This is a genomic window from Lysobacter sp. yr284, from assembly GCF_900107375.1.
In the GTDB taxonomy this organism is placed as follows: Bacteria; Pseudomonadota; Gammaproteobacteria; order Xanthomonadales; family Xanthomonadaceae; genus Lysobacter.
In genome coordinates this window covers 54582-79975 of record NZ_FNPT01000022.1, presented here as the reverse complement: position 1 = coordinate 79975, position 25394 = coordinate 54582, and the positions used below count along the sequence as shown (strand labels likewise).

At 60.1% G+C, this 25394-nt stretch carries 22 protein-coding genes; 10 read left to right on the top strand and 12 right to left on the bottom strand.

The annotated features are described in order from the left end of the window. Positions 1-976 precede the first annotated feature (976 nt). On the bottom strand, positions 977-1405 hold the full coding sequence (locus BLV01_RS25900) for a hypothetical protein (protein ID WP_139179053.1): 429 nt from the start codon (positions 1403-1405) through the stop codon (positions 977-979). 39 nt (positions 1406-1444) lie between these two features. On the opposite strand from BLV01_RS25900, the gene BLV01_RS25895 reads away from it, so the two are divergent. Genes BLV01_RS25895 through BLV01_RS25890 form a run of 4 tightly spaced genes read left to right on the top strand, consistent with a single transcriptional unit; the run spans position 1445 to position 7052 of the window. Then, positions 1445-2752, top strand: coding sequence for an Eco57I restriction-modification methylase domain-containing protein (locus tag BLV01_RS25895; RefSeq protein ID WP_139179050.1), 1308 nt, complete (start codon positions 1445-1447; stop codon positions 2750-2752). A gap of 10 nt (positions 2753-2762) precedes the next feature. Next, entirely contained in the window at positions 2763-5186 is a 2424-nt protein-coding gene (locus BLV01_RS21800; RefSeq protein ID WP_175486193.1) for a sensor histidine kinase, read from the top strand. A gap of 3 nt (positions 5187-5189) precedes the next feature. Then, on the top strand, positions 5190-6272 hold the full coding sequence (locus BLV01_RS21795) for a hypothetical protein (RefSeq protein WP_091805082.1): 1083 nt from the start codon (positions 5190-5192) through the stop codon (positions 6270-6272). A gap of 3 nt (positions 6273-6275) precedes the next feature. Then, positions 6276-7052 (top strand): hypothetical protein, encoded by a 777-nt coding sequence (locus BLV01_RS25890; RefSeq protein ID WP_139179047.1) that lies wholly within the window; start codon positions 6276-6278, stop codon positions 7050-7052. Positions 7053-7199: 147 nt separating this feature from the next. On the opposite strand, the gene BLV01_RS21790 is transcribed toward BLV01_RS25890, so the two are convergent. Together BLV01_RS21790 and BLV01_RS21785 are read right to left on the bottom strand one after the other, a co-directional pair. After that, positions 7200-7448, bottom strand: a complete 249-nt coding sequence (locus BLV01_RS21790; RefSeq protein WP_091805078.1) for a hypothetical protein — start codon at positions 7446-7448, stop codon at positions 7200-7202. Between the two features lie 195 nt (positions 7449-7643). Beyond that, positions 7644-8159, bottom strand: a complete 516-nt coding sequence (locus tag BLV01_RS21785) for a MarR family winged helix-turn-helix transcriptional regulator (protein ID WP_091805075.1) — start codon at positions 8157-8159, stop codon at positions 7644-7646. Between the two features lie 85 nt (positions 8160-8244). Here BLV01_RS21785 and BLV01_RS21780 point away from each other — a divergent pair, with 85 nt between their 5' ends. Then, positions 8245-9450 (top strand): serine hydrolase domain-containing protein, encoded by a 1206-nt coding sequence (locus tag BLV01_RS21780; protein WP_091805072.1) that lies wholly within the window; start codon positions 8245-8247, stop codon positions 9448-9450. A gap of 154 nt (positions 9451-9604) precedes the next feature. On the opposite strand, the gene BLV01_RS21775 is transcribed toward BLV01_RS21780, so the two are convergent. Next, complete coding sequence (locus tag BLV01_RS21775; protein ID WP_091805069.1) at positions 9605-9856, bottom strand: hypothetical protein; 252 nt, start codon at positions 9854-9856, stop codon at positions 9605-9607. A gap of 39 nt (positions 9857-9895) precedes the next feature. Between BLV01_RS21775 and BLV01_RS25885 the strand changes: the two genes are divergently transcribed. Further along, positions 9896-10111 (top strand): hypothetical protein, encoded by a 216-nt coding sequence (locus BLV01_RS25885; protein WP_139179044.1) that lies wholly within the window; start codon positions 9896-9898, stop codon positions 10109-10111. 446 nt (positions 10112-10557) lie between these two features. On the opposite strand, the gene BLV01_RS21770 is transcribed toward BLV01_RS25885, so the two are convergent. Beyond that, positions 10558-11433, bottom strand: coding sequence for a LysR family transcriptional regulator (locus BLV01_RS21770; RefSeq protein WP_091805066.1), 876 nt, complete (start codon positions 11431-11433; stop codon positions 10558-10560). 100 nt (positions 11434-11533) lie between these two features. Between BLV01_RS21770 and BLV01_RS21765 the strand changes: the two genes are divergently transcribed. Together BLV01_RS21765 and BLV01_RS27145 are read left to right on the top strand one after the other, a co-directional pair. Next, positions 11534-12430: an SDR family NAD(P)-dependent oxidoreductase gene (locus BLV01_RS21765; RefSeq protein WP_091805063.1), complete on the top strand. Its 897-nt coding sequence runs from the start codon at positions 11534-11536 to the stop codon at positions 12428-12430. A gap of 766 nt (positions 12431-13196) precedes the next feature. Beyond that, the gene (locus tag BLV01_RS27145; RefSeq protein ID WP_139179041.1) at positions 13197-15227 is read left to right on the top strand and encodes a GEVED domain-containing protein; all 2031 of its coding nucleotides are present in this window, start codon (positions 13197-13199) and stop codon (positions 15225-15227) included. 321 nt (positions 15228-15548) lie between these two features. On the opposite strand, the gene BLV01_RS21755 is transcribed toward BLV01_RS27145, so the two are convergent. Beyond that, a protein-coding gene (locus tag BLV01_RS21755; protein WP_091805057.1) for an IS5 family transposase occupies positions 15549-16512 on the bottom strand; the annotation gives its coding sequence in 2 pieces (ribosomal slippage) (positions 15549-15986 and positions 15988-16512; 963 coding nt in all). 604 nt (positions 16513-17116) lie between these two features. Further along, complete coding sequence (locus BLV01_RS25880; RefSeq protein WP_139179038.1) at positions 17117-18034, bottom strand: SEL1-like repeat protein; 918 nt, start codon at positions 18032-18034, stop codon at positions 17117-17119. Positions 18035-18994: 960 nt separating this feature from the next. Between BLV01_RS25880 and BLV01_RS21750 the strand changes: the two genes are divergently transcribed. Continuing rightward, on the top strand, positions 18995-19393 hold the full coding sequence (locus tag BLV01_RS21750) for a winged helix-turn-helix transcriptional regulator (protein WP_254782728.1): 399 nt from the start codon (positions 18995-18997) through the stop codon (positions 19391-19393). Positions 19394-19921: 528 nt separating this feature from the next. On the opposite strand, the gene BLV01_RS21745 is transcribed toward BLV01_RS21750, so the two are convergent. From BLV01_RS21745 to BLV01_RS21735, 3 genes are read right to left on the bottom strand one after another with little or no spacing between them, the layout of a single operon-like run. Then, the gene (locus tag BLV01_RS21745) at positions 19922-20350 is read right to left on the bottom strand and encodes a hypothetical protein (protein ID WP_091805051.1); all 429 of its coding nucleotides are present in this window, start codon (positions 20348-20350) and stop codon (positions 19922-19924) included. After that, complete coding sequence (locus BLV01_RS21740) at positions 20347-21696, bottom strand: recombinase family protein (RefSeq protein WP_091805048.1); 1350 nt, start codon at positions 21694-21696, stop codon at positions 20347-20349. Before BLV01_RS21740 ends, BLV01_RS21745 begins: the two co-directional genes overlap by 4 nt. Next, complete coding sequence (locus BLV01_RS21735; protein ID WP_175429076.1) at positions 21693-22154, bottom strand: DUF2924 domain-containing protein; 462 nt, start codon at positions 22152-22154, stop codon at positions 21693-21695. The genes BLV01_RS21740 and BLV01_RS21735 overlap by 4 nt, the downstream gene beginning before the upstream one ends. Positions 22155-23188: 1034 nt before the next feature. Here BLV01_RS21735 and BLV01_RS21730 point away from each other — a divergent pair. Continuing rightward, positions 23189-23737, top strand: a complete 549-nt coding sequence (locus BLV01_RS21730) for a YfbU family protein (RefSeq protein WP_082644217.1) — start codon at positions 23189-23191, stop codon at positions 23735-23737. A gap of 52 nt (positions 23738-23789) precedes the next feature. Here BLV01_RS21730 and BLV01_RS21725 read toward each other — a convergent pair whose 3' ends face one another. Both BLV01_RS21725 and BLV01_RS21720 read right to left on the bottom strand, forming a co-directional pair. Continuing rightward, complete coding sequence (locus BLV01_RS21725) at positions 23790-24236, bottom strand: helix-turn-helix transcriptional regulator (RefSeq protein WP_175429077.1); 447 nt, start codon at positions 24234-24236, stop codon at positions 23790-23792. Positions 24237-24338: 102 nt separating this feature from the next. Next, positions 24339-25271 carry a hypothetical protein gene (locus BLV01_RS21720; protein WP_138884518.1) on the bottom strand — a complete coding sequence of 311 codons (933 nt, stop codon included), beginning with the start codon at positions 25269-25271 and terminating at the stop codon, positions 24339-24341. Positions 25272-25394: the final 123 nt, after the last annotated feature.

Sequence of the window (25394 nt, the reverse complement as noted above, 5' to 3'; positions counted from 1 at the left end):
ATCGGGCGAAAGAGGGCGCCTTCTTCGATGCCGACGCTGATTGCAGAGCCAACAGGCGGCAGCAATGTTTTCCCTGGTGCTACGACCGCCTTCGTGACGAGCGATCAAATGCTCAGCGGTGCATTGCCGTGACATTGTTCTGGGCGGCTGCAGATCAAGTTCGGATGGAGATTGCAGCCACATGGCACGGCCGCAATAGCAGCAGCGGCCTTGTTGGGCTACGAAGGCGCGTTCGCGAAGACGTTGAAGGTTGGGCATAGCGGCTCCGTGAGGTAGGCAATCCTGTCTCCGCCATAGCGGAAGAGCAGGCACCTGGAGCCGATTGGCAATGCAGGCAAAACACCGGGGCGCGTAGCCGAGCCGGTGCAGAACTTATAGTCCTTACCTCGTGGTCTCGCAAGCACGCATGGGCAGACGGTTTGATCCCGATTCTGAGGGGCATATATGCCATCAAACCGCCCTATTTGTACCAACGCTAAGTCATTGAAAACAAAGAAAACGCGAAATCGCGCGTTGGACTAAAAAACCAACGCCCTGAGAAAAGAGAGAGAAAAGTAGGGTTGATCTGCCCCGTTTCGGTCGAAACCGCGCCGATCTTGGTCCAACGCCAAAACGCGAAAACCGCCGAAAACAAGGCGTTTTCGATGGTCGCTGCTCTCGAAATAGAGAGGTTCGAACAGGGGGAGTTGGCGCGCCCACGGCTCCCGGATTCGAACTAGTAGGTTCACGAGAACACTATGTAGGTCAGCTTAAAAGCAGCCGATTGATGGGCAGGGCAATCCATTCACGGCGACGTGGCCTTCTCGTCACCCGATTGGACCTGTTGGCGCGGATAACCGTCGCCCCCGCTGCGTACCACTGGCGCTCGACATACACCGGCATTCCACCAGTCGTTGCGATCACCAAACGCGGCGGGCTTTCGACTACGACTTGTTGAAGCGCTGGGCTCGCGGCCGGCAGCTGACCGTACTACGCTTCAGCGTCGTAGTGAGCGAGACGGAGGCGGACAAGCGTGCGTGGCCACGACCGCGCGCGCTTCTTGCACATCCAAAAAGTGAGCAATACGCTGCTGCACCTCGGGCGGAGCCTGGCCCACGCGTCGAAGCAACTCGGTCTGCGGGGCTTCGGCCGGCGCCGCCGTCAGGGGGGCGCCATGTCCGGTTAGTAACCAATCGATGGAAATGCGTTCAGCGTTTTTGCCAACTGGCAGTTCGGCCAATAGCGCTAACTTGTCGGCAGACAGGCCTGCTTGCCCCTTACGCACCTTGCGCAGCGCCGAGTCGTTGGTATAGCCGAGCTTTGCCGCGAGCGAAGACAAGTTCCAATGCAAGTATTGATCTAGCAGCAGCCCGAGTCGAAGTCCAAGGGCGGCCTGAAAATTTGCATCCCGCGGCGTCTGCGTCATATTATAACGATATCACTATTTTATGTTAAGGTTCAGAGCGTGAAACCTGAGCACCTGCAGCGCTGCCAAGTCGCCACGCCTCCAGACGTGGTGGATCTGCTGTGGGACTTGGCTTTGGGGGCGCGACGAGACGCTGAATTTACTTCTGTCCTCGACCTGGGGGCCGGCGACGCCCGCTTTGCGCGCTCCGCGAGGGCGCGCTTTGGTCGCTATTTGGGCGTGGAACAGGACCGTGATAAAATAACGCAAGAGGGTCTGCCACAGACGGCGCAAGTAGTGCAGGGCGACGCCATGGCTTGGCGCGGCACTAAGGCAAGCCTAGCCATCGGCAACCCACCCTTCATCAAGGCAGCGCATCTGGATCCCCATTGGCGCACAACCGTGCTTGATCGCCTCGAGCATGAGAGTGGCACGCGGCTGAAAGACACAGCGAACGTGTTCGTTCTTTTCATGCTTCAGGCACTACTGCGTACTCGCGACGACGGCTTAGTCGTGCAATTAGTTCCCTATGAGTGGGTCACGCGTCCGAGCGCTACGGAGTTTCGAGCGTACTTGCGCGAACGAAGCTGGGATGTGCAGGTCTACCGCTTCGATGCGGACATTTTTCCACGCGTGCTTACCACAGCTTCTGTGACCATCATCGACAAGCGCGGCACCAGCGGGCGGTGGACCTTTGGCGAAATCGGTCGCAATGGCGCTGTGCGCACCTTCACGTCACCCTCGGGTACCGATAGGTCAGTGTTGCCTTATGCGGATCGCGACGGCAACGTGCATGCGCTACGCGGCCTGAGCCCGGGCGGACAGGACATCTTCGTCCTAACCGAGCAACAGCGCTTGCACTACGGATTAAAAAAACGACGCGACGTCACGCCGTGTGTGACCAGCCTTCGCCGACTCGCGAAGGAGGCCGATGTGCTCGATGCCGAAACCTTTCGACGTGACTTCGTGCAGGCGGGGGCACGCTGCTGGTTGATCCGCAGTGACAAGGCAAACTGGTCGCCGGAGTTGTCCGCGTACTTGGACAGCGTGGGCACGCGCTGGAAGCGCTACTCGACTTGTACCAATCGCTCGCAGTGGGCGCGCTACGTATCCCACCCCGCGCCGGCTCTGCTAGTCTCGTCCGGGTTCGTGGGAAAGGCTCCCAAGGTCGTCGTCAACGAGATTGGCGCGGTCGCGGTGGGTTCGGTTTATGCCGTGCTGACCCAGCGCTCCAAACCCAAGCTGGCCATACTTGCTTCGCGATTGCGCGCTTACGATTTCAGCCGTCGCCTAGTGCACCATTCGAATAACCTACGTAAGATCGAAGTGCGCCAACTCAATGCGGTACTACAGCGGGTCGGGGACTAAGGAGAGGGAGATGGCGCGCAAGGCACGGGAAGCCAAAGTGGTCGCGTCCTCACAGAAGGCTGGCCCCGACGAGGTCAAGCACGCCACCTTCAGCGTCAGCGCTGCGTTGTTCGAAGAGTTAGGCGAGCGCTTGGTCAGCAAGCCCGAAATTGCGCTCGCCGAGCTTATCAAGAATGCCTACGACGCTGACTCGCCCGATTGCCAGATCACCCTGGATGACACGCAAATCGTGGTTGCCGATCACGGCCATGGGCTGACGGAAAACGAATTCCTTAATAACTGGATGGTTGTTAGCTCCCCGGCGAAGGGTAAGCAACGCTACTCGCGCCGCTACGGCCGCGCAATGGCCGGCTCGAAGGGAGTGGGTCGGTTTTCAGCGCGGTACTTGGGGCGCATGGTGGAACTAACAACCGTTGCCGACGTACCTGGCGGGCGTGTTGGGGCGCGTACGAAACTCACTGCCACTTTCGACTGGACCAAGATCGCCCAAGCCCAAAAAATCGGCCAAGTCACCATCGATTACCGCGTGCGCCAGGCCAAGCCCGGCGAAGCGACCGGTACGACGTTACGTATCGCGCAGTTGCGCGATGAAGCCGAGGCGATCTCGGTCGCGCAGGTGAAAACCGATATCCTGCGCCTTACTGACCCGGCCGCCGGCCTTGAGCGTCCGGCCTTCGCCTTCAGCCATAAGGAAGCCGCGCCAAAGGATGATCGAGACCCTGGTTTCACCGTCAGTTTCACCAATGCTGCTAGCACGCCGGAGTTGGTGCCACCCAGCGTCGCCTCCGAGATCCTTAAGGCCTTCGTGGGGCGGGTCCGAATCCAGGTCACCGAAACTGGACGCTTGAGTTACAAAGTTTTCTGGGATCGCAGCGAAAAGGTACTCGACGAAGGCTGGTTCCCGCTGGCCGATGTCGCGCGCGACTATTCGACTAACGCCTTAAAGCTCAAACCAGGGCAGGATGCCGACGAGCGCGGCCTGCCGATTGAACTGGAAGACATCTCCCACTTGCCAATGTCGGTGCGGCTCCACTCGCCGGTGTTCATCGACATCCGATTCTTCCCGCGTCGCGCCGGCACCTTTTCCAACCTACCGGTTAACGGCAAGATCGCGCAGCGCTGGTTGAGCGAAGCGGCATCGCTAGCAATCGTGGACAACGGCTTTGCCATGCCGGCGTACTCCGACCGCGGCAGCGACTGGCTTGGCGTGGATGCCAGCAAGGCGCGCAATGAGCGCGCTTGGCAGTCTGTTTTTACGCCGGTCTACTACCCAATGAAGCCTGGCGCGCGGGAAAATCCTAAGCTAAATCCCATGCTCGCGTTGCCACGTGGTAGCCAGTTGGTAGGCCGCATCCATATCACCACTCAAAAGCGACCGGCGGACAGCCTCGTCTCAGATGATTGGCTGCAGCCGAATATGGACCGCGAGTCGCTGCGCAGTAACGGCGCCTTCCGCTTGCTTTGGCATGTGGCGAGGTTTGCTGTGGAACTGCTCGCGCACCACGATCGGGCCCAACGACTGAAGCTCGAAGAAAAAAAGCTTCGGGACAAGCAGAAGCAGGCGCGCACATCCCTCAGTGCCGCGATCGAGGAGATTAAATCCTCTCCCCACATCGACCCCGCCTATCGGCGCCGCGTCGTCGAACAGCTTACCCAAGCTCAGGATCAATTCGCTGAAGCAGCGGCATACTCGGATGATGCCAAGCGCTCTTTGGAAATAATGTCGATGATGGGCGTCATGGCAGGGCTTTTGACCCACGAGTTCGAAAAGAGCCTCTCCACGCTCACACACGCTGCGGAACTGCTGGACAAGTTGCCTCGACCAGGTGCTGAGGTTATCGAGGCGCTGACGCAGCTTCGCGCTTATGAAAGCGAACTGGGTCATTTCCGTGACTACATGCGCCTGATCGTTGACAAGGCGCGGGAGTTAAAGCCCCAGGCATTTAAGGCCAAGGCTCAGGTAAATTTCACGGCCAAAACGCTTGCGCATCTGGCCGACCGCTACGGCATTGCTGTTATGCTGGATATCGATAGCAAGCTGCCTGGACCGGCGGTCCCGGTTGCGGCCTACAACGGTATCGTCATGAATCTGATGACTAACGCGATGAAGGCGCTGATCCCGAAGGTGCCCGGCGAGCCGCGACGCGTTCGACTGTATGCCACCAATGAGGGAGCCCACCACACACTGGTGTGCGCTGACAACGGCATCGGCATCCCTGACTATCTCCGCACACGTATCTGGGATCCCTTGTTCACTACGACGGCGTCGACCGACGAAGATAACCCGTTGGGCTCAGGCCTGGGGCTTGGCCTGAGCGTGGTCAAGCAGGTGGTGCAGGGGCTGGGTGGACGCATCGAACTCCTCGAAGAGGCCCCGCCTGGTTTTGCCACGGCCTTCAAAATCACCTTGCCTCTGGAAGAGAAAGGAAGCTAATCCATGCGTATCCTGCATATCGAAGACGAACCGGATTTCATCGCGCGGGTTCAGGCGGCAGGTAACGCACACGAGGGTGTGGAGGTGCTCACCGGCGAAAAAAGCGGCCTACAGGATGTGAAGGCTAGCTTCGATGATTCGGGGCCGATCGAAGAACAGCTGATCAAAAAGTTGCAAACCCTTGTGGCGCGCGAACGCGTCGACTTGGTTCTGCTTGACACGGACCTTTCGCGCCAACGCGGTTCGTTCAGCACGCAGACCGAGTACCGCCAAGCCTTTCAGGAACTGGGCGTGCCGGTATGCCGATACAACAAGGGGCACAAGCCGACCGGGCTAATGGAGTTGGAGTTCCTCAAGCGTGTGACGAAGGAAGGCGACAATGCAATTTTCATTCCCCGTGACTACGTTGGGCCCAACCTTGAAGCCACGTTAATGCCACAGTTGGAAGGCATCTGGCATGGCTTCAAGAAACTGCGTGAACTGATTGAGACGCAGCCAGAGGTGCTGGAAATAGACTCAGGTCCCGCTGGCATCCTAGCCCACTTGTTAGGTCGAACCGGGCTACAGGCGGACCTCCTCGGTTACACCAGCCAGAGCAGCAATTTTTTCACCGGCGGCTCAGCCGCTGGCGTTTCTAAGTCCGTGCAATTTGGGGCGCAGTTGGGCTACTGGCTATACAACTTCGTGCTCGCCTTTCCAGGGCCGATCTTGAACCCCATTGCGGCCGCCGCTTTCGTTAACCTGACTACCGCTAGCTTTGATCTTCCCGCTGTGCAGGCTCTGGTGGCACGTTGTCGCTATTCCGGACCGTTCGATCTTCTCGGTCCGTACTACTGGAAAGACGATTTGGCCGCGCTCATCGATGAGCTGGGTGGCGACATTACACGCGCCTCGACGTTGGAAGGCTACGCCCTTGAGCGCGTGGATCCTGAAGCCCACGCAGTGGCGTACTACTGCGTACTCACGCGCAAGCCTATCCGGCAAGATGAGGCGGCCGTCAACCCCGACTGGGTGCCGCCGGGGGCCAGCTTGTCGCGTATCTTAGAGTCGGATCTCGATGAACTCGGCCCGATGTTGCGAGGCTGACCGATGCCGCGCGAATTCGACACCTTCCATCGTTACTGGATGGACTGGGATGCCAAGCTCAGGCCGCTGATTAGTCGTCATCAGGCGCAACTGCTGTTTCCCGCTCGCCTGAGTGAATCCCCAAAAGGCGGCGGAGGCGTCGATCTGTCACCGTCACACCCGATTTGCATAGCTAACGCGCCACAGAAGGCCGCAACGGACAAGCGTGGCCCCTCGCACCGCAATACTCTAGTCATAGACGGCGGCTTTCACTTGAAGCCAGGCGTAGACGCGCCGTACCTGGTGCAGGGGCGATGCTCACTGTCCATTTTCTCCACCACGATTCGCGGCGATGGGGGGCGCGACTTGTTCGAGATAGACGCGATGCACTTCGATATGGAAAAAGCAGACGAGCCCACTGCCTATCACCCAATCTTCCATGTTCAACGTGATGTTGACAGTAGGCTTGACCAAGCCAAGCTCAAGTGGGCGGTGGCCGAGTTGGCTCGCACGACGGCCGACAAGATTTCTGTGGAGCGAAGTCCGGGTTTGGGCACACAGCACTTGCGTTTGCCAACGCCGCAAATGGACCTGTTCGCGGTGCTGACTGCCGTCGTAGCAGACTTTTTCTGCAATGGCGGCGACAAGGACACAAAAGTAAAAACTCAATTCGGTGCAGTACTGAAGCTTCTGAGGCACCCCAGCAATGCCGCACGTAATGGCTTCGCTACGCGCCAATTGATGGGGCGGGCCGACGAAATCTGGCCGTGTCCGGCCGCTTGGTACCCCGAGTCGGTTTAGTGTTCCAACGCCGTTTGCGTAGAGCTCGCGTGCGATGGCCAGCACTTCACGCAACGCAGTCGAAGCGCGACATATACACGTGCTGGACCCTGGGTGCCGCACTAGGCCGTGCTCTCGCACCGTTTGCCGATGGCTAAAGGGCTGTGCTCAGCGCACCCAGGGAAGTCCCATCGAACAATTAAGCCGCGCGATCGTCGGGGAGGTAACTCTTGCCTGCCGTTCCAGGTCCAGAAGATGATCACGCAGCCCCCGCGGCGCGCGAGCGACCAACGCCGCCCAGTGGCGCTCGAAATTGAACGCGCGCTCGGCAACGTGCGCGTCCCAGGTTTCGCCAACTTCGAGGGCGTCGAGCAGGGCGGCGGCGCGGGCCTTGGCGCGGCGGATCGAGAGGGGCATCGCGGCGGCTCAGGGGTGGGCGCCGCGGGGCAGCCGGGCGCGCGGTGCGGCCGGTGGGGCGGGCGAAGCGGCGGGCGCCGCCGCGCTTGGCCGTCAAGACGGCCTCGTGCAGGCCGTAACGCCGTAAGCAGGGACGAAGGTGGCGCCATCTGACAATTAGCCACTAGGTGGCATGTCTCGTTTTTTCCAAGATGATCAGCGGGCCTTGCGTCCGCGCCCAAGTCCAAGCGTGGTCAGTTCTGGTGCGGACTCGAAGACACGCTCGAACAGCGACTGTCGGCTCAGCACATCGTCGAGCCGGTCCAGCGACTCGATCAGGCCATCGACCTCCGCCACAATTTGCAATCCCACCTGCTCCAGCATCTGCCACAGCGGTGTCAGCCGCTCGACCAGTTGCCGCCCCTTGCGAGTCAGCTGCATTGGCCTGCGGCGCGCATCGCCGGGATCAGTCTGTGACTGCACCAGGCCGGCCTTCTCTAGCGAACTGCGAGTTTGGCTGATCGAGGCATGGGTGATGCCTAGGGTGGCCGCGAGGTCACCGACCGTGGCCGGGCCGTTCAAGGCCAGTTGGTTCAAGACACCGAACCAGCGCTGCTCGAACTCAAGACCGGCTTCGGCGTAGATCCGCGCCACGTCGCCGTCTATGCGTTCGGCCAGACGCCGCAGACGAGCGCCTATCGCCGCCCCGCCCAGACTTCTCGGGTAGTCCATCAACTTTCTCCTGACTTCGCTCGCTTGACATTATGTAGGCGCCTACGGATATGCTGCAAGCCGGTCGTTCAATGAGCTGGTGGACATGAGCACGGACAAAAGTCACGACGCCTTACCCGGCCGACGGCGCTTCCTCGCCGCCGGCCTTGCGCTGGCGTCCGCGCCGGCCTTCGGCCTGAGCAAAGGCCCGGCCCCGCCCGATTCGGCGTCGCGTGAATTCGACGCGTTCGTGCTCGAACAGATGCGCCAGGCACGCATACCCGGATTGGCGGTTGGATTGGCGCGCGATGGCGCGACGCGTTTCGCTCGCGGGTTCGGCTATGCCGACATCGATTCGCGACGCATGGTCGACGTCGACACGGTGTTCCATCTCGCCTCGATCACCAAGACCGTCACCGCAACCGCGATCGCATGGCTGCACGAACAGGGCCGATTGGATCTGGACGAACCGGTCGCGCGCCACCTGGATTTCCCGCTGCACCACCCGCGTCATCGCGGCGCGGCCATAACTGCGCGGCAATTGCTGATGCACACCTCCGGTATCAGCGACGCGAACTACTACCGCATCGACTTCCGTCGGCCTGGTCGCGACGCCGATCTGTCCTTGCACACTTTCCTGCGCGACTACCTAGTGCCCGGCGGCGAGGCGTACTCGGTCGAGGGCTGCTTTTCCGCCAGCGCGCCCGGCGCGGCTTGGGGCTACAGCAATGTCGGTTACGCCGTGCTCGGCGAATTGGCTGCACGCGTGAGCGGCGAGGACATGCGCGAACTGACCCGTCGCGAGTTGTTCGCTCCGCTCGGCATGACCAGCACGTTCTGGACTTTGGCCGACACCCCGGCCGCGCGCAGCGCGACCCCGTATCTGACTACCGACAACGCCTATCTGCGCTTGTCGCCGATTGGTTCGCCCGATTGGCCGGGCTCGATGCTGCGCAGTTCCATCGCGGACCTCACCCGCTACGTCGCCGCCGCCGCCAATGGCGGCGCAACTGCCGATGCGCGCATGCTGCGAACGCAGAGCATGGCGGAGCTGCTGCTGATGCGGCAGCCGGCCCAACTGCCGGCGTGGCTCAGTGGCCAGGGGCTTGGCTGGATGCAGGCGCGGCTTGGCGACCGCACCTTGGCCAACCACTGGGGCGGCGATCCGGGCGTGTTCACCGCCGCCTATCTCGACCCGAACACACGTTGCGGCGTCGCGATCCTGTGCAATGTCACCGCCACCGACGCCAGCAAGGCTGCCATCAAGAACATCACTCTGAGGCTGCTGTCGAGACCGGATGAGATGTACTGAACGCACGATTGCCGGTGCTGACGGTTTCGGGCTGACTGAATCGCCCAGGGTTTCGTAGACATCCCGCAGTGGCAAGTGGTAACTCAACGTGGGCCTCTATATCTCTTGGGGGCCGTGTCGCCCAGGCAGCGTCTTTGCCCCCTTTGACGGATGGCTAGGGAGCGAATCCGGGAAGCGCCGTCGAGCGATACAGCCGCGCGAACGTCGGCGAGGTATCCCTTACCTGCTGTCCCAGGTCCAGCAACTGACCGCGCAACCCGCGCGGCGCCCGGGCCACCAGCGCGGCCAAGTGGCGCTCGAAATTGAACGCGCGCTCGGCGTCGGAGACGTCCCAGGTTTCACCGACCTCGAGCGCATCGAGCAGGGCGGCGGCGCGGGCCTTGGCGCGGCGGATCGAGAGGGGCATGGCGGGGCGGGCTCAGGGCCGGGGGCGCGCGGTGGTGGCGTGAAGCTCACCATCGAGGGCAACATCGTCCAGCTCGACCCGCAACAAGGCAAGGCGATCCTGTGGTCGAAGAGCGGCAACTATCAGCAGCCCAAGCCACTGGCAATCACTCGTGAAGAGTGGAATTCGATTGCCTGCTTTACCCAGAATACTGCTGCGATCATTAAGCGCGGGGCTACTGGTGAAAGGCGGTTGATTAAAAAGATTCCGCGGTAGCAATTGCGGCCATGGGCGCGCGGTTGTTCTCCTCACGAGCGTCCGTAGTGCCATCGTCCTGATTGTTGCGTTTCGAGAGACTGGAAATCTCGCCGAAAGCGATCCAAAAAGGTTTCAGGTTCATTTTCTTTGGCTCGGGGAAATGAATCTGGAATTTTTTTGTTCTTATGAGACGTTATCGCCGCCGGCATGGCGGCGATCGATGTCGGATGCCGTTATGGCGACCGAATCACCTTGAGGTTGCGCTGCATTTGCTCGGCCCAGAGGCAGAAGACTTTGGCCAAGATGCGGCGGCGTGATTGTTCGGGCTTGCGCGCAGTGGGCTGCAGTGCGTCGGCTGCGTCGATGGCTTGGGCAATGCCGACTAGCTCGTCGTGGAAGGCTTGCAACTCGAGGTAAGCCGCTTTGACTCATAGCAGCCATTCCACTGTTCGAACTCCGCGATATCACTCCCGTGCAAGCCGCTCACGCAGAAACTCGATGAACCGCTGCGTCTTCGCCGGCAGCAACCGAGTCTCGGTGATGGCGTAGACCGACGTGGGCTTGCCATGCCACCCGTGCAGGATCCGACGCAGCCTCCCGGTGGCGACTTCATCGGCAACGATTTCCTCAGGCATCATGACAATCCCCATATCAAGTGTGGCTAAGCGACGGATCATGCTGGCGCTGTTGAGCGCGAAACGACCGCCTATCGATACTATGGTGGTCTTCTTGCCGTCCTGTAATGTCCACGATCCGGCCTCCCGGGGGCTCAAACATTGGTGTCGCTCCAGGTCGGCGGGCTTGTATGGTTCGCCTGATCGTTCAAGGTAGCCTGGCGAGGCATAGAGATTGGGCTTGAGGGACGCCAGCGCGCGTGCGATTAGTTGCGAGTTCTCCGACTCTCCCATGCGAATCGCCACATCAAAGGGCTCACTGACCATATCAACTCGTCGCGGAGTCAGATCGAAGTCGAAGGTAATGCCGGGATACAGGCCGGCAAACTCGGTGATTAACGGCGCAAGATAAGTCACGGCGAAATCCACCGGCGACGAGACGCGAAGCAGGCCACTGGGTTGAGCGAGCATTTCGCCGAGTTGCTCATGCGCCAACCTGGCTTCGTCTACGATGCGCTTGCAGCGCTCAAAGTAAACTTGGCCTGCTTCGGTCAATTCAATTTTTCGCGTCGTGCGATGCAGAAGGCGCAGTCCGATCTCCTTCTCGAGCCCGCTGATCCGCCGCGAAAGAGTCGAGTTCGGCATACCCATTGCCTCTGCCGCACTGCGAAAACCCTTGGCTTTGACGACCTCCACGAACAGGGCCATGTCGTTCAGCAGCTCCATTTACTGCTCCACTAAAGGATCAATGTTGTCCAAAATAACATGTTTATCCCGCAAGCGAAGCAGGGGATGATTTCCCAACCTGAAGTTTGAGAAAGTCATCATGAGGCGGGACAAGCACTTGGTCTGGAACTATCCCGATGCACAAGCGTTGGATGTCGAGGGCAAACGGGTCGCAATCATCGGCGGAACTGGCGGCATTGGTCGCGCCTTGAGCCGGCATTTGGCGTTGCTCGGCGCCGATGTCGTGGTCGTAGGACAAACCTTCCGCGATGCGGGAGTACCCGGGATAGCTTTTATCCAAGCCGACCTGAGCTTGATGCGGGAAGCAAAGCGGGTTGCTGCAGAGCTGCCGACGGAAACATTGGACATGGTGATCTTCACCACCGGCATCTTCGCCGCCCCGGAACGCCAGGAAACGGCGGAAGGCATTGAACGTGACTTGGCCGTTAGCTTTCTCAATCGACTGGTCATCTTGCACGCCATCGCTCCCAAGCTGGGCACGAAACGTCCCAGCTCTTCCGGGAAGCCGCGCGTGTTTCTCATGGGCTATCCAGGCGCCGGTCAGGTTGGCAAGCCGGATGACCTCAACGCTGAGAAATCTTACAAAGTAATGCCTGCGCACATGAACACTGTCGCTGGCAACGAAATGCTGGTGCTCGACGCAGCTAAGCGCTATCCGAACGCCACGTTCTTCGGCCTGAATCCCGGCCCCATCAAGACGAACATCCGCGACAACCTCCTCGGCAAGAACACCTTGAAGTCACGCGTAGTGGAAGCACTGATTGGACTGATGATGCCATCCGCCAACGTCTATGCCATGCGCATTGCACCGCTGCTGCTCACACCCGACATCGAAGGTCACAGCGGCGCGATGTTCAACAATAAAGGTCAGGCCATCTTGCCGTCGAGAGGGCTGACCGACGAGCACATTCGCAGGTTCATGGCGGCGTCTCAGGCATTGGTCATCCGAACAGGCATCTCAGACAGCGCTTCATAGAAGCCGAATCAGGCCTGCCGATTTAGGCCCGGCCGACGCTCATCGGTTTCCTAATCGATGTTCTAGCCGAACTTGTTGCAGATCGCCACCTTGTTGCGGAACGGCGCCACCGCTTCTGATCGATGCGAAGCAGCGAAGGAAGGCAAGCAAGGATCTGAGGTATGGCTCCGCTGGAGTTTGGATAAGTGCTGGGATCCCGACCACTGCTTACCGATGGAGCAGTACCGCTCGATTTTCGATCCACTACCGAGAGCCAGAAATAGCGTTCGCTGAACTCGTCTGTATTCACCAATGCGCATCCGGCTTGATCGTTCGCATCGAGCTTGGCCGCATGCACATCGTCCATCTAGGAAGGGGCTACGTTAGCGAAGCAATGCGCATGAACGCGCCCGTGCCTGCTAATTGACGACGTGCTCGGGCTGGTGAAGATCGACATCACCGAGGGGCCTACAAATGTCTACTCGCTCAGGCCGACGAACGAATCACTGCGTCCGGATCGCTACCTACGGCGGCTCGATTCTGGAGTTGAGTCCAACTGAGGCAGGCAAGGGCAGCAGCACTCAAGCCTTAAATTTGCGCGGCTTCCGGGCGCCCCGTAGGTACATGGTCGATCTAAGCGCGATCAGCGTGCTTGTCGGCCCCGGCGGCGTCGACCAATTGCCCTACTTCCACAATCGTCCCGCTGGAGCGTCGGACCGCCCGCTCTGACGTCGCGCTAACCATCCAAATTTTTCTCCTAAATCGCGCCTAATCCGAGGCCAGCTCCATGCGTCGCTCGATCCTTGTCGTTCCGCTACTTGCCGCTTCCTGCTTAGCCTCATCTCTGAACGCGTCGGCCGCGCAGTTCAACAATGTCACCGCGACCGGCAGCACCGGTACCGCCGGTTCCTCGAACAAGTCCTACCCTTCCGCATTGACCGCGACCTACACGCTCGCCGGCGGCACCAACGTGCAGATCATCGCCAACAACGTGCCGCTGACCACCTTGGGCGGCGCGGCCGCGACGATGTTCAGTCCTAACGTGCCGATCACCACCACCGGCATCCAGCTGCAAACCGTCGGCGAGTCGTGCAACTTCACCAACAACGCCGCCACCACCGTGGCCTGCCCCGACATCGGCAGCACATTTACGATCAGCTTCAGCCGGCCGGTGACCAATCCGGTCCTGCACTTCCTCGGCCTCGGCAGCGTGCGCAGCATGCCCGGCGACGCCGTCACGATCACCTCCGGCCGAGTCACCCACACCTTGACCGGCTCGGTCCCCGGCGGCGCGACCCTCACCGCGCTGCCCGGCGCGGTCAATCTGGCGCCGCTCACCGCCGGTACTTTGGTCGACGTCAACACCACCACATACAACGGCACCGACTGCACCACCATCGCCGCGCCGGCCACCCGGTTCGGCGGTTGCGGTAGCGTTCGCGTCAACGGCACGGTGACCTCGGTGACCTTCACCATCGGCATGTCGGGCGCGCGCAACGTTTTCAACGCCTCCATCGGCAACACGCTCAGCGCCGACGGCTACATGGTCGCCGCCACCGTCGACGAAGACTTCGGCGACGCGCCGGCCAGTTACGACCCGATCGAAGCGGCCAGCCACATCGTCGACGGCCTGCGTCTGGGCGCAAGCATCGACGCCGACAACACCAACGTGTTCAACAACGTTCCGGCGGTAACGCCGAGCCCGAACGCGGTCGCCACCGGCGCCGACAACAACGGCGTCAACGGCGGCGACGAAGACGGCCTGACCACGCCGCTGCCGCCCCTGCACACCGGCCTGATCGGCCAGACCTACTCACTCGCGCCCACGCTCAGTGGCAGCACCGCCGTCGGCGGCGTGTGCGGCTGGATCGACTTCAACCGCAACGGCGTGTTCGAGACCGCCGAAGGCGTGTGCAACGCGGTCGCCAACGGCACGACCTCGACCACCTTGAACTGGACCGTGCCGATCGCCACCACCGCGGGCCGCACCTACGTGCGCCTGCGCGCGAGCCAGGGCGCGCAGCTGAGCACCGCCACCCCAACCGGCCGCGTCGACAGCGGCGAGGTCGAGGACTACATGATCGAGATCAAGCCGGTCATCCGGGTCATCAAACAGCTCAATCCCACCAACGCCACCGGCCGTTTCGACCTGGGCATTGGCGGCATCGCGTTCGCGGTCAACCAGGGCCACAACAGCACTACCGGCTTCCGCACGCTGTATCACAACAGCGCATCGGGCGTGCCCGATCTCACCGTCGCCCAGAACATCGCCACCACCGCGATCACGACCGCCGTGGTCGAAGTGCCCAGCGCCGGAACCACCGCGCTGTACACCGCCACCTACACCTGCGTGAACGGCGCCGGCGCCGCAGTCGCGAACGGCACCGGCACCGGCACCAGCGTCAACATCACCCTGCCGGTGTCGGTCACCGGCGCCGCCGCCAACGGCCGCGCCCAGGCGGTCACCTGCACCTTCACCAATCGCCTGAACACTTCAGCGCTTTCCATCACCAAGAGCGATGGCCCTGGAGTGTCCACCTACACCCCGGGTGGCTCGGCGACTTATGTACTCACGGCCTGTAATGCCGCTGGAGCGGATCCCGCGAACGGGGCTGGTATTGCTGACAATTTTCCGGCCGGCATTACCTTGTCAGCTCCTTGGACCTGCACAGGTTCGGGAGGCGCCACTTGTTCGTCGGGTACCGGTGGCGCCGCGGGCGGAAACACGGTCAGTTTGACCGCCACGACGCTCCCGGCAGGTGGTTGCCTAACGATTAACGTCCCGGTCTCCTTTAGCTCCAGCCCTGCTAACTACTGAGTTCGTTCGGCATCGTCAAGAAGCTCTTCCGCGACACCTAGTTCTTTACCCTCTCTATCGATCCATTCGAAGAAAGATACGTACTTTCGTCGAGTTGCAAACCCGCCGAACACTTTACCAATTTCGTCAATCTTCAAATTTCTCCTGCGAAGATCGCAAAGCAGCTTCGGCTCGAATCAGCGACCGGGGTAGTTGGAATTCACGTAGGGAAAGTCTGAACAACTCGCCCTGAGTGCGCAGATGCCGTGCGAATTGCATCCAACACGTTGCGGGTATCGCTTCGGGTGCTGCTTGCGGCGCCTTGCGGAGGAATCTCCCGCCTCACAAACACACGCATCCTGGGTTCGGTAAGAATTGCTTTCGCTTCATCCACAGATTCGACAACGCGAACAGCGTCAGCACCTGCGCCAAGTTCTTCGCCAAGCCGCGATACCGCACCTGGGTATAGCCGAACTGGCGCTTGATGACCCGGAACGGTTGCTCCACTTTCGCCCGCAGGCTGGCCTTCGTGTACTCCCAGCGCAATGCCCATTTCAACTCGCTCCGGCCCTTGATCTTACACAGCGTCGAAGGCTTCTCGGCAATCAGGTAGCGCGCCTTACACTTGCGCATATCCTCTCGTTTCTCCACACCCGTGCAGCCACAGTCCCCGCACACCGTATCCTCTCGGCCGTGCAGCAGCTTGTGCACCTGGGTGATGTCCGCCAGTTTGGCTGCTGTGCATTCCACGTGATGCACCAGGCCGGACTCATCGTCCACGCGCAATATGCGCTTTCATTCCGAAGTGCCACTGGTTGTCCTTCTTGGTTTGATGCATCTGCGGATCACGCTCGCCATCGGCGTTCTTGGTCGAACTGGGCGTGCTGATGATCGTGGCATCAACGATCGTGCCGCCGCGTCGGCTCTGGCCCCTGCGAGCCAAATGCGCGTTGACTCGCTCGCACAATGGCCGCGCCAAATCGTTCCGCTCCAGCAAGCGGCGGAAGTTGAGAATCGTCGTCTCATCGGGCAGCTGAGCGAAGCGGCGCATCGACACCGTGTCGTACAACGCTTCTTCCATTGCCGGGTCGCTCAGCGCACACGGCTGTTGCAAAAAGTGCACGTGCAACATCGTATCCAGACGATACGGCTGCCGGCCTGGTTGGCCCAGCTTCGGGTAGTGCGGCGCGATCAATCCCAACAGATCCTGCCACGGCACCACTTGGTCCATCTCGGCAAGGAAGATCTCCCGCCGCGTCCGCTTGCGCTTGCCGTTGTACTCCGCATCTCCGAAGGAACGCCGCATGGCTTTAACTCGTTTGGGTCTCTCGCTTATTTTCGCAGATCAGGGTGAGTTGTTCAGACCTTCCGTAGGGCAGGAGGAGGTCAACCACGAAAACGGCCCGCAATGCGGGCCGTGGGAGTTTCGCGAGGTGACGGCCGTTACCGGCACGGCGGATCGGGAAACCCGCATCGGGAAGGATTTCCTACGTTAACGCTCCCGCCGCCCGGAAGGGAAGGAAATCCGGGGTTAGAGCCGCCGCCGCCCGCGCCAGGAGGGCGGCCACCTCCGGTAACTGGTGGACGGTTATTCGTTTGCGGACGAGTTCCGCTACCCGTGAACTTGAAATCTTCAGTCAAGGTGTAGTCAGCACAGATAGTCGCATTGCATATTGTGATGGTGTCGCCCGCCTGAGCGCGGTTTTTTTTGTTAAGCGATTGGAACGTCTGGACCAACGACCACAGGTTGTTTTCGGTGTCAGAATCAGGAATTGGTGTCTGGATCTTGCAGTCCCAACCCGTGCCGCACTTGTGGATGGTCAGAATTCGGCCTGCCGCCGCCGATCCAATAAGAACAGCTAGACCAACGAGAGCTGGAAGTACCCATTTTTTCTGCATCGTATATCTCCTTATTTAACGCAGCACTTGTCATAAACATCACGAGCCAACACTTTTCCTTTCGCCAAATTTTCAGGCGAAAGACCATCAGAGTAGATACTTAAGAATTGGGCTTGGCCGCCGGGCGGGCCACTGGGATGCACCATTTGCGCTGCCAACGCATACGCATAGGCCTGTACGGGGTCTTCTTTGGTCATAACCCCATGTTTGTATGTATTTGCTAGCGACAGCATCGCTTCAGGCACGCCCTTTGCGGAGGCTTGGTGCAAGTATCCGAGAGCCTTCTTCTTGTACTCGATCACTCGTTCGGGATTGCGTAGCATCTCTGTCGCGTCCCCTACCACGATCCGAGAACCGGCACTGCTGTATCGAAGCATTGCAAGTAGATTTCCGCCGTCGGCGGCATTTTCTAGCCAATAGGCCATGCTCGCGAAGTCTTGTTCCTCGATCCCCTGACAGTCCTTCAGTACAGCCTCTATTTGCTTCAAGGCATAGCTACGATCGCCTGCATGGGATGCTTGATCGGCCAATCCGCCTGCGCGGACGTCTGTCTTCATCGCATCCTGACATTGCTCCAGCTTCTGAAATATCTGAAGCGCAGCACGTGCGTCACCTTGCTCTGCCTGCGGCGTCAATCTACGAATGACATCTATGGCTCGCCCGGCGGGAGGAGTTTGATTTTCTCTTGAGGTTACCGCGCGGGGATCTTGATAGCCGCCGTTAGACATTGCCCAATCAACGACGTCGGCCTTCTGCGATTGCGAAGTGGCGATCTGGACACCGGATCGTCCGTCGCCGTTAACCGGCGTCAATGACTTAGGCTTGCTTCCGATAGCTTCCAGCGGTTCGTTCCTTGAGTTCACATAAAACAAAGCGACTCCAAGAAGCAACAAGACCGCTGCACCTGAAATGACCTGCATTGCCTTCATTTTTCGAACTGCTCCTTGAGGCTGTTAGCTCGGGAAACACGCAGCGAAACTCAACCGCCACCTCAACTGCGTGATCAAAAAGTGTGCGACCTGTCGCGCAACAACAAAAAATAAGAATCATTTGCAACAATATCTGGTGCGTTATCCATTCGGGCCCTGATCTGAATTGCAAAGCGACCAAAATGGGTTTTTGTGCATAGAGTTTCAAATCATCTTCTAGACTGCTCGCCTTATTAGCTTCTTCTGAGATAATTCCAGTCCATTCCGTTGCATTGGCTGCGTCCCGGAAAAATTAGTCCGACCCCATTGCACGGACAGCCTAATCTGCCGTCAGCTCCTTCGAGCGAATTGACGGCAGCGGATCACGGCGATAAGAACTGGAGATGCACCGAAGTACGAAGCGGCGCACGAGGTATACGTTGAAACGGGTTCTCGTTGTATCCGAATGTTCTTCTTGTGTAGTGCTGCAACTAAGGAGCGTTGCGTCATCTAGATGTTCGCACTAGATATCTTTCAGTATTGTCCGTTTAATCCCGACGCAGCCGGATGTGCAGATACCCTGTGAAGCGACGATGCGTTCCATGCTATGCCCTTGGAAGGCATCTAGAAGGAATCCTCGATACGTCCCTCCGCTATGAGGCCAGCTTTTACTTAAACGCGGCGATAGCCTTTCGTGCGCATGAGGGGCCTGACATCCGCCAAGCCCTTTGATCTTGATTACCTTTCCTTACGCGGAGGCCTAACGATCAAGGTGCCATCACCTCCACCACCTTCTGATGCCGAAGGTTTGGTCGCTAGCAGTTTCGCGTCAATAACGGCGGTGAACTGGCGGCCGACCGAGTTATCGCCGAGGATGCTGGAGTCGATGTGTAGAAGGTTCATCGCCTGCCATGGATATATAGGGGCTACCACGCCTACAATATAGCCTGCCGCGATTGGACCGAACAATAAGGCACATCTATGAAACCTGGTGCAATGAATGTAACTAAAACTCCTCATCTTGAGAGCGCGGACTGCCAGAGGGTAAGTCAGGTGCTCGCTCGTGTCGGCGAGAAGTGGAGCGTCCTGATCATCATGTTCCTGGCTGAAAAGCCACGGCGGTTCACCGAAACCAAGCGCGCTATAAATGGGATATCGCAGCGAATGTTGACGCTCTGCTTACGTGGCCTGGAGCGCGATGGGCTGATCAAGCGCACGGTGTATGCGGTCATGCCTCCACGTGTCGAGTACGAACTCACTTCGCTCGGGCGTTCGCTTACCGAGCCTGTCATCGCACTCGGGACCTGGGCACACAGCCACATTGCTGACATTGATGTCGCAAGGGCCGATTTTGACGCGCGCGAGAGCGAGTGGTCGTAGCACTCCGCATGATTGCAGATCGGGTGGCGTATTGGAGTTCCGCCGTTAGTGTCGTCAAGCCTACGCGGGTAGCTATGGCGACGAACCCCGGCGACTCAGCAACCGCAAAGGGAGGGCGTGGAGGAATGCTCTGCTGGGCGTTTGGTGCATCCTGCATGGCGGTCCAGCCGGAAAGAACGTTCGTCGAGCTACGTAATACATTCGCCACCCAAGGAGCAATGGTGGCGGTCTGGGACTTCAGCAAGAGCAGTGGAAAAAAACGCCCAGAAGCTGGCTTCCTTGGCTAACCACGCACGGCGTTGACGGCTGGAGCAAAAATGACCTGTTCGAAGAATTCCTAAGATTTATCCTCACCGAAGATCTTCCTGAGGAAGGCTCTAGCGTCATGTACACCGCGGATGCCCGGGGTGTAAAAGTGGAGGCCGAAGAGACTAGCCGCTTCGCTGCATTTATAGAGTGACCCCAGTCGTCTCAAAGCAGCGGCGAACCAAACATCGCGTCAGATGATCATGCGCTAGGCGACCATAGTCACCTCAGAGGGCCGCGCTTTAGCGCCAACCGCCTGACCTGTTCGCACCATAGTAAAGGTGCATTAATTGCTAGGTCGTTGACGGTCGTGCCGCTGGGTAGCGTGTCATCCAAGATGGCCGCTACTAGCTGCGGCGCCAAAGTCGTGAGGTTGAGCAGCCGGGCGATGTAGCTGAAGTCTGTGCCCTCCTTGGCCGCCAGATCGCTGATCGACGTTGCTTCGCCGGATTCCAGCATCCGACGCCAGCGTTCCGCGCGACCAAGCGCACGCTGGAGCGCGGTCGGCCGAGCGTCCCATGGCCGCTCGGCGGTCTCGGGCCCGGTGAGCTGAACGAGCTTGCGGTAGCCGCGCTTTGTGATCCGAAGCGGGACATCGAAAGCGATAGAGCCGTCGCTGCCGGTGGCGATCTGGACCTTGAACTTGCTCATGCGGACGCCTCGATGGCTTCGTGCTGCTCTAGTTCGTGGACAAAGGTAGTCAGACCCAGCGGGCGCAGTCGCAACTCAGCGCGGTCTTCGTGGACGACGATGCGCTCGATCAGTAGTTGAAGCATCAGCGCCTGCTCGTGCCCGGCAAGGTACTCCCAGATCTCATGCAGGCGCAGCATGGCCACCATGATCTGCGGCTCGTCCAGACTGGCGTCCAGGGCGACGGCCTGCGGCAACATGGCGGAAATAAGCTCCGGTGCGCGCAGGACACTCCGCAGTTGCTCGATAATGGCGGCTTCCAGCTCGCCTGCAGGGACGCGAGGCAGCTTCAGGAGCTTGGCGCTTTCATGCAGCGCGCGGGTGTGGACGTAGTAACGATACGTTCGACCATTGCGCTTGGTGGTATGCCAAGGCGTCATGGCCCTGCCGTCCGCCGCGAAAACCAGCCCACGCAGAGGAAAGGGAATCTTGGAGGTGTCCGGCGAAGGCAACGCGCGCTGCCGCGTCGCGGTTGCCGCCTGCGCCTCTGCCCAGAGTTCCGGATCGATGATGGCTTCGTGCGAATCGGGGAACCACTGAGCACCGTGGCGAAGCTCCCCGAGGTAGGTGCGGTTGGCGAGCATTTTGTACAGCAGAGATTTGTCGATAGCCTTGCCGACGATCTGCCGTCCGTTCCGAGTAGTCCAGACCTTCGAGGTCGCCCCGCGGTCACGTAACGCGGCCACCAGTTTCGACGTCGGCACGCCTGCGGCGACCTGCTGAAAAATCCAGCGGACCAGCGGCGCCTCCTTGGGGTCAGCCACGAGCCGGCGGTTCCGCAAGTCGTAGCCCAGGGGCGGAACGCCGTGCATCCACAGGCCCTTCTTCTTGCTCGCGATCATCTTGTCGCGCGCGCGCTCCACGTCCAGTTCGCGGTCGAACTCGGCGAACGAGAGAAGAATGTTGAGCATCAGCCGACCCATCGCGTCCGTCGTGTTGAACTGCTGCGTCACGGCGACGAACTCGACCCCGTGCGCCGTCATGTGCTCCCACAGCCGGTGAAAGTCGCGCAGACTTCGGGAAAGCCGATCAATCTTGTAGGTAACGACGATGTCGATCTTGCCGGCGCGGATGTCGTCCAGCAGACGTTCTAACGCGGGGCGAGCCAACGTGGCCGCCGAGTAGCCAGCGTCGTCATAGTCGTCCGCGACGGGAATCCAGCCTTCAGCACGGCGGCTGGCGATGAAGGCTTGACCCGCGTCGCGCTGGGCTTCGATGCTGTTGTACTCGCGTTCCAGCCCCTCCTCGGTGGACTTGCGCGTGTACACCGCGCAGCGCAGACGACGCGAGGTCTCCGAGTCGCTCATCGCGGGCCTCCCTTCGTCTTGGTGCCGGCGCTGCGCAATCCAAAGAACACCGGTCCAGACCAAGGCGTGCCGGTGATGTGCTTGGCGAGCGCGGAAAGGCTGGTGAAGCTTTGGCCGCGATAGTCGAAGTCGCCGTCGGCCTTGACCGTTACAACGTGATCTTGTCCCGCAAAATGCCGGATCAGCACCGACCCCGGCATCGGCTTGCCGTTGCGCACGCGTGGAGGGAGCTTGCCCTTGTCGACGAGCAGGGCGATCCGTGCACGGTTTGCATCGAGTTCGGCTGCATGGTGCTTCGACCAAGCGAGTTCCTGAAGCCGGTACGCGATGCGTCGCTCAAGAAACCGGCGCTGGTCGACAGGTGGATCATTCTCGAACAACTCCGACCATTGCGCCCTCAGATCGCGCATGGTCATCTTTCGTAGCGCGATGACGCGGGCGACGGTTACTGCGGGCATTGCTGGTGTGTCTCTTTTCATCGCTGGGTTGGACCCGGTTTGAAGGGAGGGACATGGACGCTTCCCGCGCGCGGGTTGGCAACCCCCTTCCGTGTCCAACCTGCGGGTTTATCGTCGCGCCGGCACCGTGTCAGCGCGAGCGCAAGAAGGCGAGCGACTTCGGTTCGGCGTGTTTCAGCAGTAGACCCAGTGCTGAGCAGACCTGGTGCGCTCACGGCACTGCCCGCCGCTCGTTGATCGCTTGCTCGTAGCGGTGCACTTCATCGGGGTGGTATCTGATGCTCCTGCCGATCTTGATGTACCCAGGGCCAACGTTCTTGCTCCGCCATTTGCGAACAGTGCATTCGGCCAATTGCCATCGGTCTGCGAGTTCGGACGATCGGAGAAGTCTGTCGAAGTCGAGCGGTGGGGTAGTGGGTTCGGACACGCGTATCCTCCAAAAGGAACATGCGCGCAACGCTATGCGTGCCCGAGGACACCGTCGAACGTTGGATTTCGCTAATCGGGGCTAGTCGAAGCCAACCGGAGCTAACCGGAGCCAGGCGCAGGTCGGCCACAGGGTAAAGCGGGGCGCTCCTGCAGCTCGGCTTGTATCAGATGGCCTTGCCGGTCGAGCCAACGGGCTACCCAGCCGGCTGCCGCGGCTTCGGTGCGGAACGGGCGGTCGATCCGGAAAGCCCGCGCCTGATGACGACGAATAGTAGCTGTGCAGCCGTGCGCACTTTTTCCGATAGAAGCTAACCATACCTCTGGGGCCAGATCGGGTACGGCGATATGGTGCTGCGCCAAACCCAAACCTGCCTGTTCCCAGTGAAAACCCGCTGGAAGATGGACATCCGTAGGTGCGGAGAGCGTCGTCATGGGGGAAACGTAAACGTCGCTCGTCGCATGGAACGCGACAAAGCTTCCCTTGTCTTGAAAGTTAGCTAATCATGAATAACGTAGGCGTGGGGACGCCTTCTATATCGTTCGGCATTGGAAAATCAGCGCTCACGCGCGCGTTAATGGATAAAGCAGAACTACAGGGGAGTTGAATGAAGTTGTCAAACGAACAACGATTGGTAGTGGCGATGCTGGCTGGCATCCAGCGAAAGCTGGGCATCGGCGACCACGATGACGAGGTCGACCCGGACTTCGTTACAGAGGCTCTCTACCACGGCCAGGAATGGTCGCTGTTGGAACGTTACGCAGGTCTGTTCCATAGCGAGCCCACACCGCCGCACGTCGCAAAGGTCAGGATGCATATCCTGATGTGGTCGGTGCTTGAGGAAAGCTATGAAGCGCTTCCGCGCGCGGATCAGGCGCGGATCATGGCGCAGGTCGGGCCGAGCGCGTGTCCGCCACGCTTTCCGGGATATGACGGCCGGGAGGAGCAGCTTCTTCTTGTGACCGCTAGGTATCTTATTCTTAACCTACATGAGCATCCGAACTTCGCGGACCGAGCAGACTTCAACTCGGGATGCAGGATGCTACCGCGCTATGAAGCGATGATCGAGCTATTTAAAGAGGAAACCGCGAACGACGAGGTCGGCCACCTGCTGTCGGCCGATCAGATTGCACGTCTGCTTACAGCTACAGCCTGAGATTGAAGCTCCTCGACCGGCCCTGCCGGTCGAGGAGTCGCCGGTCGCTCCCTTACGCTTCGGAATTTCGCAGTTCCTCCAGCATGCGCAGCGCGCGGGTACGGCTGATCTTACGAAGGGATGCGACCTTGATCATCGACGCGACGCTGGGCTTTTCACCCGCCTCCCACCGATAAATCGACCACGGACGGACGCCGACCAAGTCCGCCATCCCTGCAGCGGACAGATCAAACTTCTCGCGCAGTTCGATCAGGTTCTTGGTGGAGTACCACGCCTGCGCCTCTTCGCCACTGGTCTGAGCCGGATGATTGACCCTTGAAGGCAGGGTCACCGTGGCCGACGCATTCTTCGACGCCGTCGAGCGCGTCGCCCGCGCCGGTGCCTTGAGGGCCGCCAATTCCTTCTTGTACATCGTGATCCGCTTCATCAGCGGTGCGACCATGAGACGCGCTTCGCGGCGAGCGATTCGGGTGACGTCTTGCCTCAGTTTGGTTTCCATAGATTTGTCTTCTCTTGCAGGGGTAGTGGGGAGCGGTTTTCCATCGGTCCGGTGGGCGGTCATAGACGTTCGCCGCGCCGTGGACGAGGCGGCGGCGCCGGGTTACTGCACATCGTCGCGAATCCAGACGAAGCCATCGGCGATGCCGATCACCTCGCGGAAATCACGACGCGAGCAGATCTGGTGCAGGCTGCGGACATCGCCTTCGTAGCCTGCGTCGTTGACCGCATCGGCGAGGCGCCGATGTGGCTGGTTGCGGATGTGCGCTCGGGCAATCGAGGCGACGAACAGTCGCTGTTTTCCCCATAGGCGGACGGTTCTGCTGTTGACGCGGAGCCACGCGTTGTCTGGCCCGAGTTCGAACCAAAGGTGCTGGTCGGATTTCAGCGTCGGGTGCAGGAGCAGCTTGCGCGCTTGGTTAACGCCGCGCAGGTAATGCTCTATGAGCGTTTCGCGCTCCAGCCAGAGTCCTTGTGCGTCGAGTTTGGCGACCGATGCCAATGGGATGACCACGCGCCCAGCACTGTTCAACTCCTCTTGCTCGATACGGCTGGTCGTCAGCACGATCTGCCGCGGCCGACCGAACTTGCGCAGGACCGAAGCCACCGCGGCGTAGTCGCACTGCCAACCGCTGCGGACCAGCATGACCGCGACCTGGCCGCGCGGGCTGTCGATGTCAGCCAGATGCCAGACGCGGTTGGGTACCAGCACCTGCGGTGAAGTGACGTCGCCGACCATCAGCTTGCTCAGCGTGCGCGGCAGCCATTCGTGCCGCAACTGCACCGTCTGGTACGGCTTATCCTGCAGATCAATGCTGCGGCTGCCGCACTGCTGGCAGTGCAATAGGTGATCGCCCGCCGGGTAGACATGGACGGTGTCGAGGAGGCCGCAGTCGACGCAGCGATATCTTCGGGTTCGGCGGGGCGCGGTGAACGCACCCAGCGCATCGAGATCGATCAGCTCGCGACTGCTTTTCGCAGGCAACAGAGCACCGACCGGCTCTCGATCGAACCAGCGCAAGTACAGTTTGAGCACGCCAATAAATCCTTGGTGAATCTCGGGACGAACGACTCCGATCGGGCCTTCTTAGGTCCGAGTAAAGCTATTCACCGATTGGGAAGCAGTTACAACCGAGAGATCGAACGATCTCTGCGATAC